Source organism: Streptomyces sp. NPDC026672, from assembly GCF_040638185.1.
Taxonomy (GTDB): Bacteria; Actinomycetota; Actinomycetes; order Streptomycetales; family Streptomycetaceae; genus Streptomyces.
Genome location: NZ_JBEZXS010000028.1, coordinates 111646 through 120798, shown reverse-complemented (window position 1 = coordinate 120798; position 9153 = coordinate 111646). Strand labels below are relative to the sequence as shown.

General features: G+C 69.8%; 9 protein-coding genes. 5 read left to right on the top strand and 4 right to left on the bottom strand.

The window, feature by feature from the left end; genetic code table 11:
* Positions 1-88: 88 nt before the first annotated feature.
* From AB0F77_RS28995 to AB0F77_RS28985, 3 genes are read right to left on the bottom strand one after another with little or no spacing between them, the layout of a single operon-like run.
* Positions 89-829: a GntR family transcriptional regulator gene (locus tag AB0F77_RS28995; RefSeq protein WP_361954623.1), complete on the bottom strand. Its 741-nt coding sequence runs from the start codon at positions 827-829 to the stop codon at positions 89-91.
* 39 nt (positions 830-868) lie between these two features.
* Positions 869-2071: an acyl-CoA dehydrogenase family protein gene (locus AB0F77_RS28990; RefSeq protein ID WP_361954622.1), complete on the bottom strand. Its 1203-nt coding sequence runs from the start codon at positions 2069-2071 to the stop codon at positions 869-871.
* Between the two features lie 36 nt (positions 2072-2107).
* The gene (locus AB0F77_RS28985; protein WP_361954621.1) at positions 2108-3295 is read right to left on the bottom strand and encodes a CaiB/BaiF CoA-transferase family protein; all 1188 of its coding nucleotides are present in this window, start codon (positions 3293-3295) and stop codon (positions 2108-2110) included.
* A 486-nt stretch (positions 3296-3781) separates the two neighbouring features.
* Here AB0F77_RS28985 and AB0F77_RS28980 point away from each other — a divergent pair, with 486 nt between their 5' ends.
* The gene (locus tag AB0F77_RS28980) at positions 3782-4582 is read left to right on the top strand and encodes a GntR family transcriptional regulator (RefSeq protein ID WP_361954620.1); all 801 of its coding nucleotides are present in this window, start codon (positions 3782-3784) and stop codon (positions 4580-4582) included.
* Positions 4583-4645: 63 nt separating this feature from the next.
* On the opposite strand, the gene AB0F77_RS28975 is transcribed toward AB0F77_RS28980, so the two are convergent.
* Positions 4646-5479 carry an SDR family NAD(P)-dependent oxidoreductase gene (locus tag AB0F77_RS28975; RefSeq protein ID WP_361954619.1) on the bottom strand — a complete coding sequence of 278 codons (834 nt, stop codon included), beginning with the start codon at positions 5477-5479 and terminating at the stop codon, positions 4646-4648.
* 214 nt (positions 5480-5693) lie between these two features.
* Here AB0F77_RS28975 and AB0F77_RS28970 point away from each other — a divergent pair, with 214 nt between their 5' ends.
* From AB0F77_RS28970 to AB0F77_RS28955, 4 genes are all read left to right on the top strand, one after another.
* The gene (locus tag AB0F77_RS28970) at positions 5694-6317 is read left to right on the top strand and encodes a helix-turn-helix domain-containing protein (RefSeq protein WP_361954618.1); all 624 of its coding nucleotides are present in this window, start codon (positions 5694-5696) and stop codon (positions 6315-6317) included.
* Positions 6318-6518: 201 nt separating this feature from the next.
* Positions 6519-7070: a (2Fe-2S)-binding protein gene (locus AB0F77_RS28965; protein ID WP_361954617.1), complete on the top strand. Its 552-nt coding sequence runs from the start codon at positions 6519-6521 to the stop codon at positions 7068-7070.
* Positions 7067-7366, top strand: a complete 300-nt coding sequence (locus tag AB0F77_RS28960; protein WP_361954616.1) for a hypothetical protein — start codon at positions 7067-7069, stop codon at positions 7364-7366. The genes AB0F77_RS28965 and AB0F77_RS28960 overlap by 4 nt, the downstream gene beginning before the upstream one ends.
* A gap of 209 nt (positions 7367-7575) precedes the next feature.
* A complete protein-coding gene (locus tag AB0F77_RS28955; RefSeq protein ID WP_361954615.1) occupies positions 7576-8235 on the top strand; it encodes an MSMEG_1061 family FMN-dependent PPOX-type flavoprotein in 660 nt (219 codons plus the stop codon).
* The last annotated feature ends 918 nt before the right edge of the window (positions 8236-9153 follow it).

Below are 9153 nucleotides of genomic sequence, written 5' to 3'. Positions count from 1 at the left end.
CTCGTACTGGATGTACTCGGGCGTTCCGACAACGCGGCGAGTGTGCGTGCCAGGCGTCGCGGGCCAGGCGGGACTTTCGAAACACGCCCTAGCGGACGCCGCGGCGCAGTCGTACTCGGTAGGAGTACTGCTCGGGCAGGAAATGGCTGATGGAGAGTTCGACGGGCCGGCCGCCGGTGGTGAGGTAGAGGCGGTCGATCCTGAGCAGGGGGATGCCGGGGTCGCAGTCGAGTGCCCGGGCGAGCGAGGCGTCCGCCACGGACGCGGTGATGCTCTGCTCGGCCTCGGCGACGGGGGCGGGCAGCCGGGTGTCGAGCAGGCCGATGATGGTGGTGTCGCCGGCCGGCCCCTCCCGCCGGAGTTCGGGGACCTCGGCGACGGCCGCACCGGCGGCGGGCGACAGGTGCACGACGGTGTGGACGAAGGGCCGTCCGTCGTGGAGGCGCCGGAAGACCAGGGTGTGCACCGCGTCGCCGTCCAGCCGCAGCCGGCCGGCGGCCTCGACGTCGATCCGCCGCCGCAGCGGCCGCAGGATCTCCAGGGTGGTGTCGAGCGAGAGTGCCAACAGGTCCTCGATCGAGCCGGACTGGCGCAGATAGCGGGTGTCCTCCCGGGGTGCGGCGAACGTGCCGCGCCCCGGGACCCTGTGCACCAAACGCTCGGAGACCAGTTCCTGGAAGGCGTGGCGCACGGTCTGCCGGCTGACCCCGTACCGGGCCGCGAGTTCGGCCTCCGTCGGCAGGCGGACACCGTCGGCGTAGCGCTGCTGGAGCAGCTCGGAACGCAGGGTGCGGGCCAGGGTCCGGTAGGCCGGCTCCTTCTTCGTCATGCGTCCTCTTCCGTGCTCCGGTGCGGGGGGCCGATTGTGTCAGTCGGTGATTCCCCCTCGCGCCACGAGCTGGGAGACGATGACGTTGCGCTGGATCTCGTTGGTGCCCTCGCCGACGATCATCAGGGGGGCGTCGCGGAAGTAGCGTTCGACGTCGAACTCGGTGGAGTACCCGTAGCCGCCGTGCACACGGACGGCGTCGAGGGCGATCTCCATCGCGGTCTCGGAGGCGAACAGTTTGGCCATGCCTGCTTCAAGGTCGCAGCGTTCGCCGGCGTCGTGCTTCTCGGCCGCCATGAGCACGAGTTGCCGCGCGGCGGTGTAGCGGGTGGCCATGTCGGCGAGCCGGTTGCCGACGGCCTGGTGCCGCCAGATGGGCTTGCCGAAGGACTCGCGTTCCTGGGCGTAGCGCAGGGCGTCGTCCAGGGCGGCGCGGGCGACGCCGAGGGCGCGGGAGGCGACCTGGATACGGCCGATCTCCAGGCCCTTCATCATCTGGGCGAACCCGTGGCCCTCCCGGCCGCCGAGGACGGCGTCGGCGGGGGCGTGGTGGTCGTCGAAGGACAGTTCGCAGCTCTCGACGCCCTTGTAGCCGAGTTTGGGCAGGTCCTTGGAGACGGTGAGACCGGGGCCGTGTTCCACCAGCAGGATGCTGATGCCGCGGTGCCGGGGGCGTGCCGTCGGGTCGGTCTTGCACAGCAGGGCGATCAGCTGGGAGTGGCGGGCGTTGGTGATCCACGTCTTGGCGCCGTTGACGGTGTAGCCGTCGTCCGTGCGGCGGGCCTGGGTGGTGATCGCCTGGAGGTCGGAGCCGCCGCCGGGTTCGGTCAGGGCCATGGTGGCGCGGATCGCGCCGGTGGCCATCCCGGGGAGGTAGCGCTGTTTCTGTTCGTCGGTGCCGAAGGCGAGGAGGAGGTCGGCGACCACGGTGTGGCCGCCCATCGCGCCGGCGAGGCTCATCCAGCCGCGTGCGAGTTGTTCGGTGACCTGGACGTAGCAGGGGCCGGAGACGGCGGTACCGCCGTAGGACTCGGGGATGGCGAGGCCGAAGACGCCGAGTGCCTTCATGCGCTCGATGAGCCGGTCGGGGTAGGTGTTGGCGTGTTCGAGCTCGCGGGCGACCGGGCGGACGTCCCGGTCGACGAAGTCACGCACGGTGTCGACGACGGCCTGTTCTTCCTCGGTGAGCGCGGACACGGTGCGTGGGGGCACGGTGCGTGCGGACACTGTGCGTGCGGACACGGCGCGTGGGGACACGGTGATTCCTCTCGGGGCGGGTCAGATGACGCGGTCGGCGCGCAGCGCGGCGATCTCGTCGTCGTCGCGGCCGAGGGTGCGCAGGACGGCTTCGGTGTGTTCGCCCAGGGCCGGGACCGGGTTCATCACCGGTTCGGTGCCGGTGAGCGTCGTGGGCGGCAGGAGGGCGTCGACGTCTCCGCCGGGTGTGCCGACGGCGCGCCACCGGTCGCGGCCCGTCAGGACGGGGTGGTCGAGGAACTGGGAGACGGAGTTGAGCCGGGCGTTGGCGACGCCGGCGCGGTCCAGCAGGTGCAGGACCTCGTCGGTGGCGAGTTGTGCGACGCGGTCCGCGACCAGGGCGTCGAGGGCTTCGCGGTGGGTGACGCGGGCGGTGTTGGTGGCGAAGCGCGGGTCGTCGACGAGTTCGGGCCGGCCCAGGACGTCGCGGCACAGCGCGTGCCACTCGCGTTCGTTCTGGACGGCGATCAGGACGGTCTGTCCGTCGGCGGTGGTGCAGGGGCCGTAGGGGGCGATGGTGGCGTGCCGGAGGCCGGCGCGGGCGGGCTGGTGGCCGCTGTACGCGGTGTAGTAGGCGGGCGATCCCATCCACTCGGCCAGGGCCTCGAACAGCGATACGTCCACCGCCGAGACCTCTCCGCTGGTGGCGCGCCGGTACAGGGCGGTGAGGATGCCGCTGTAGGCGTACATCCCGGCCGCGATGTCGGCCACCGAGATCCCGGCCTTCGCCATGGCTTCCGGGTCGCCGGTCAGCGACACCAGGCCCGTCTCGCACTGCACGAGCAGGTCGTACGCCTTGCGGTCGGCCCAGGGGCCGTCCTGCCCGTAGCCGGAGACGGTGCAGACGATGAGCCGGGGGTGCCGTCCGGCGAGCGTCGCGGCGTCCACTCCCAGTCGGCGGGCGGCGCCGGGGCCCAGGTTCTGCACGAGGACGTCCGCGCTGTCCAGCAGGTCGGCCAGGACGGCCCGGCCGCGGGCGTCCTTGAGGTCGAGGGTCAGGGACTCCTTGGACCTGTTGAGCCAGACGAAGTAGCTGGACTGACCATGGACGGACTCGTCGTAGCGGCGGGCGAAGTCCCCGCCGTCCGGGCGTTCCACCTTGATCACCCGGGCGCCGAGGTCGGCCAGCTGACGGGTGGCGAACGGTGCGGCGACGGCCTGTTCGAGGCTGATCACGGTCACGCCGGTGAGCGGGGGCGACGGGCTCATGCCGAGCGGCTCCTTCCATGGGGGGGCGTCCGGGCCGGACCTTCGCAGGGGCGACCGGCCCTGCCGTGTGGAGAGCGCCATGAAATGTACGGCCAATATGTCGATCGCGTCCGCTGGATGTCAATCGTCTCCACCGGGAGAGCGGCTGAACGGCCGGAAATGGGCAGACGGAAGCTCATGATTGACGCTCGTCGCAGCTGCCGGATATTTGGCCGTACAAATTGGCCTGACAGCCACTTGTCGTCGCCACCGAGAGGGTTGGCCATGGACGACGACCGGCGAGGGCGGTGCCGTCGCCCGCGGCAGTCGCATGGTCGACCGGCCGGTGCCGCTGTAGACCCGGCGCACACTCGGACTCGGGTGATCGGACGTCGGTTATGGTGACGGCATGGCCACCTGACCACTTCTTTACGAGTCGGCATCCGCAAGAGGGGTGACGCGGTGGTGAGTGACGGCACGAGGACACGGCCAGGAGATGGTGACGCGGTGGAACGAGACGGCCAAGGGGCGTCGAGAGGCGCGCGGGACGCGGAGTTCGCTCGGGCCTTCCAGGTCGAGCCGGTGAGCAGGATCGCCGACCGCGTGGCGGACCAGGTGCGCGCCTACATCGTCGACAACGACCTGGCCGAAGGGGCACGACTGCCGAGCGAACGGCGGCTCGCGGAACTGGTGGGCAGTTCCCGCCCGACGGTGAGCCAGGCGCTGCGCAGCCTCGCCGTCCTGGGCCTGATCGAGATCAAGCCCGGGTCGGGTGCCTTTGTGCTGCGCCGGCCCGGGGTCGCGGTCGGCGAGGGCTTCCAGATGATGATCCAGTTGGCGCCCGAGTCGGTGCACGACATGGTCAGACTCCGCCATCTGCTCGAACAGGGCGCGGCGAGCGAGATCATGTGCTCCGGCTCCCCGGGCCTCTCCGACCTGGAGAACGCGCTCGCCCTGCTCCGCCGGTCACGCGGCAGTGTGGCCGAGTGGGTCGCGGCCGACACCAACTTCCATGTCGAGTTCGTCCGCCTGGCCGAGAACACGTATCTCACCAGCCTCTTCGAGAGCGCGCACGGGGCCGTGGTCAGCAAGGCGTACGAGCACTGGATCGCGGCGAACGAGCCGCCCGGCTGGCTCAGGGGCCCGGAGTTCGATGAGCAGATCGCGCTGCACGAACCCATCGTGGTGGCCCTGCGCGCGAACGACCGAGACGCCCTGCTCAGGGCCCTGCGGGAGCATCAGGACGCGTTGGAGACCCATATGAAGGGGCCCGGTGACAGGGCCGACGAGAAGGCGGACGGGCGTTAGGAGCGTTCTGATTCAAGTCACCGGACCAGGGGTGACGGCCGGTCCAGTCACCGAGCGTCTGGATCACTTGGCGATGTCGGTCGACACCGCCAAGTCGTGCCACTCGTCGGCATTTTGCCGCAGATCCGTTGCCCGCCCCTTCAGTACCTGGACGGCGTCGGATCCCACGCCCATGAGCGTGGGCGGCTTCTCCGCGTGGGCGAGTTCCACCACCACCTGACCGAAGACGGCGGGGTCGCCGGCCTGGTTGTGGTTCTGGGCGGCGCGCCCCTCGGTGGCGGCGGCGTTGGCCTCGGCGTAGTCGTCGATCGAGAGGTCGGCCGTGCCGTAGGAGCCCTGCTCCAGGAAGTCGGTGCGGAACGTGCCCGGATAGAGAACTGTCGCACTGATCCCGAAGGGAGCGAGCTCGATGCTGAGCGACTCCGACCAACCGCCCACGGCGAACTTGGCCGCGGAGTAGATCGAGCAGTTGTTGAACCCGACCAGGCCGCAGATCGACGAGACCGTGATGATGTGTCCGGAGCGCTGCGCCCGCATGGTCGGAAGGACCGCACGGGTCACCGCGAAAACGCCGAAGACGTTGGTCGCGAACTGCCGCTCCACGGCCGCGGCCGAGTGCTCCTCGAAGGCACCGAGCTGGCCGTAGCCGGCATTGTTGATCAGAACGTCGATGCGGCCGAACCGGTCGACCGCGGCCTGCACCGCGGCCTCGATGGAGCGCTCGTCGGTCACATCGAGGGCGACCGTCAGCAGGCGCTCGTTGTCGGTGCCCAGGGCGGCCGAGACGCTCTCCGGCTTCCGCCCCGTCGCGACAACCTGGTCTCCGGCGGCGAGCGCAGCGCGAGCCGTCTCCAGTCCCAGGCCGCGGCCGGCGCCGGTGATGAGCCATGTCTTCATGATCAAAAAAACTCCTCCTGCGCGCACAGACCGTGCTGCGCGAGTGGGCCGTTCGGCCAGTTCCTGGGCGTGCCCGAGACACACACCCTCATGTATGAGTACTCTTACATGAATGTAAGAGACCTCTCTCGCCGGGTCAAGTCGACGGCCCGACAACCAGAGCGTCGGAGTCCCGTAATGTGGGGCGACCAGTGCATTCGAGTGAGGGAGAGCGGTGCCGAAGCGTGAGACCTACCATCACGGCGATCTCAAAGCCGCGCTGGTCGACGCCGCCCTCGCACTGATCGCCGAGGGCGGCGTCGGGGCCGTCTCGATTGCCGAGGTCGCACGCCGCGCGGGGGTGAGCAGCGGGGCGCCCTACAGGCACTTCCCGAACCGTCAGACGCTGCTGGCCGCCACGGCGACCACAGTGGCGCGCAGACTCACCCGTCGCCTGCGGGCGGCCGAGTCGGAGGCCGCGGGCGACGGTCGGGCCCGCGATCCGATCGAGGCTTCGGCCGCGGCGGCGGCGGAGTACGCCCGTTTCACCGCACAGCACGGCGCCGGCTTCGACCTCATCTTCGCCGAAGAACTACGCGACCTCGGCGACGAGGAGCTCATCGACGCCGGGCGCGGCCTCATCGACACGCTCTTGCCGGCTGTACTGTCCGTGACACGCGGTGACGCCGCCGCGGCAGTACAACTTCTCGAGCGTCAAGTCGCCGCCGCCCACGGCTACGCCCTCCTGCTGCGCAGTGGATTCCTGTCGGGACGCAAGGCGTCGATCGACGACATCGCGGAGAACGCGACCGTACTCGCCCGAAGCGTGGCCGAATCGACGGCGAACGCCACCACGTGAGTCTCGTGGACACCCTGGCCGAGCGGGGTCAACCTCACCATGCTGCCCAGGCCCCGGCCCATGTGGGGAGCCCAAAGGGGGACGCGGCGTCCTAGGCAGCACAAGCTTAGGAACACGCGTCCTCGTTTGGAGACTCCCCGCACGGGATCCCCGGGGTTTGCTGGTTCTTGACCAAGCGCTCCACCCCCAGGGAGACAACTGATGCGAACGAATCGGGCGGGCGACCGATCGGCGGACGAGGAGGTCGCCGGCCCGACGGTGCGGCTGACCGTCAACGGACGGCCCGTACGGCTCCAGGTCGACCCGCGCACGACGCTGCTGGACGCGCTCCGGGAGAGGCTGGACCTCACCGGCACGCGCAAGGGCTGCGACCAGGGCGCCTGCGGTGCGTGCACCGTGCTGCTCAACGGCAAGAGGGTCGTCTCCTGTCTGCGCCTGGCCGTGCAGTGCGACGGCGGCGAGGTCACCACCGTGGAGGGACTGGCCGCCCTGGCGAAGCATCCGGCCGCCGGGTCCGGCGACACCCCCCTGCATCCGCTCCAGGAGGCGTTCGTACGCCACGACGCCTTCCAGTGCGGCTACTGCACCTCGGGCCAGCTGATGTCGGCCGCCGCGCTGCTCGCGGAGAACCGGGCCGGAAGCGACGCGGACATCCGCGAGTACATGAGCGGGAACCTCTGCCGCTGCGGCGCGTACCCCAACATCGTCGCCGCCATCCGCGAGGTGGCCGACGGAGAGCGGGGACACCGATGACCACGGCACCGTACCGCTACGAACGGCCGGTCTCCGTCCTGGACGCCATAAACACGCTGAGCCACGACCCCGGCGCCGCCTACCTCGCGGGCGGGACGACCCAGCTGGACCTCGTGCTCAAGGACGGCGTCGACGTGACCTTCGTGGGCAGGCCCGACCGGATGAACCCCGTCGGGGTCAAGGGGATGGGCGAGGCCGGCATCGCCGGCGTGCCGGCGGCCCTGGCCAACGCGATCTTCCACGCGACCGGCCGCCGCGTCCGCAAACTGCCGATCACGGTGGAAGACCTGATGTGACGTTCGACCGCGTCGCCTGGACAACTGCTTCCTCCCTTTCCCGCGCCCGGGGAGTGGGGAAGCAGCCCTCGATGACGAGCAGAGTGCCGAGCGGTGCCTCGACGCCGTGACGCCGTGACGCACACCGGACAACTCGCGCGGGTATCTCCATGCCCCCGGCGTTTCACCGGCCAAGATCAACCGTGGGTCGGCCCATTAGGGTCGGGGGCATGACGTCACCCTTTGCAGGCAGTACCTTCGATCTGCTCCGCCTCGACGCCGTGCCCGACGAGGAGGCGCTGCGCCGGGCCTACGACCTGCCCGGCGACGCGGCCGTGCGCAAGCAGATGACCGAACTCACCGAACAGACCCGGCGGTTGATCGAATGCTCATCGCTGGTCCTGGTCGCCAGCGCGGACGCCGACGGCAACTGTGACGTCTCCCCTCGCGGCGGCCCCGCCGGGTTCGTCGCCGTCCTGGACACACGGACGGTGGCGATACCGGACGCGACCGGCAACAGACGTCTGGACACCCTGGAGAACGTCGTCGCCACCGGACGGGCCGGGCTGCTGTTCGTCATCCCGGGGCGCACCACGACGCTCAGGGTGAATGGCCGCGCCTGCGTCTCCACCCGTCCGGAGCTGTTGTCGCAGCTGACCGCCGTGGGCAAGCCGCCGGCCAGCGCTCTGGTGGTGGGGATCGAGGAGGTCTACCCGCACTGCCCGAAGTCGCTCCTGCGCAGCGGGGCCTGGAAGCCGGAGCAGTGGCTGCCTGCGGAGGCCCAGCCGACCTCGGCCGAGGTGACGCTGGCCCAGCTGCGGATGCCGGAGCTGACGATCGCCGACATCGAGCAGACGGAGGCGGAGTCGCTGAAGTACCGGTACGAGTAACGGGCCGACCGGCGAGTGGCCCACCCAATCCGGGACGTCGTCGCCGAGACCGTCCACCAGAGCTCGCGGCCCGTCCGCTTCCCCTTGCGACGAGCATCTGCTGCGAGTTGTCCGGCCGGAGGCGACGCGAAGGTGTTGGCCACCCTTCATGTGCAGCGGGGTGGCGAGGGCAATGCGGACGGAACTATCGCCTGCCGTTTACCGCCCGGACCTGGAGGTCTTCCCGCTCATCGCCACACTGCGGCCGTCGATGACGGACGCGGTCCCCGACCGACCGCAGCCCTTCTCCGTCCAGCGGCCGTGAAGACACACGACGTGCGACGGGCACGGCCGGTGAAGGCAGCCGACCGATCGGCTCCGCGGCTTGGCGCGGCCCCACCCGGACGGCCCAGGGGCAGAAGCCAGGTCGATTCGTCGTGCGCGGCCAGCACTTCACCGTCGCGTTGTCCCACCCCCGCGGCGAAAAGCACCATGCACCGATCAGCCATCTCGCTAAGCGCCCGCTTGGGCAGAGACGCCGGCGGTACGGAGCCCCTGGCGTCCACGGTCGACCGCCGGGCGGCGACAGAGCCGCAGCATTGCGGCCTCGAAAGTCACGTACGCGGCATTTCTCTCTCCATGCCGAGCGGCCGGCCCGATGCACCCTCAGCGGAGGGCATCGGAAGTTTCTGGCCATATTTCAGAGCCGAGGTTGATCCCCGCTGTTGAGGTTCCCATGGCTGAAATGGCCTGCGTGAGACAACAAGCTCATTGCTATAGGTCAGACTTAAATGGTTGACAGGTTCAGCTCACGGGTAGCGTGTCCGTGGCCAAGCAGCGGCTGAGCTTGAAATCAACGAAGACGAACGGGAACCGGGGGTGCGGTCGACATGTGCGCGCGAGACGGAGATACAGCTCTGTTCGGCCACCCGTACACAC

Coding starts and splice junctions, on each gene's coding strand:
- AB0F77_RS28975 (WP_361954619.1), bottom strand. CDS start 5,479: ATGAAGACATGGCTCATCACCGGCGCCGGCCGCGGCCTGGGACTGGAG.
- AB0F77_RS28985 (WP_361954621.1), bottom strand. CDS start 3,295: ATGAGCCCGTCGCCCCCGCTCACCGGCGTGACCGTGATCAGCCTCGAA.
- AB0F77_RS28995 (WP_361954623.1), bottom strand. CDS start 829: ATGACGAAGAAGGAGCCGGCCTACCGGACCCTGGCCCGCACCCTGCGT.
- AB0F77_RS28960 (WP_361954616.1), top strand. CDS start 7,067: ATGACCACGGCACCGTACCGCTACGAACGGCCGGTCTCCGTCCTGGAC.
- AB0F77_RS28965 (WP_361954617.1), top strand. CDS start 6,519: ATGCGAACGAATCGGGCGGGCGACCGATCGGCGGACGAGGAGGTCGCC.
- AB0F77_RS28955 (WP_361954615.1), top strand. CDS start 7,576: ATGACGTCACCCTTTGCAGGCAGTACCTTCGATCTGCTCCGCCTCGAC.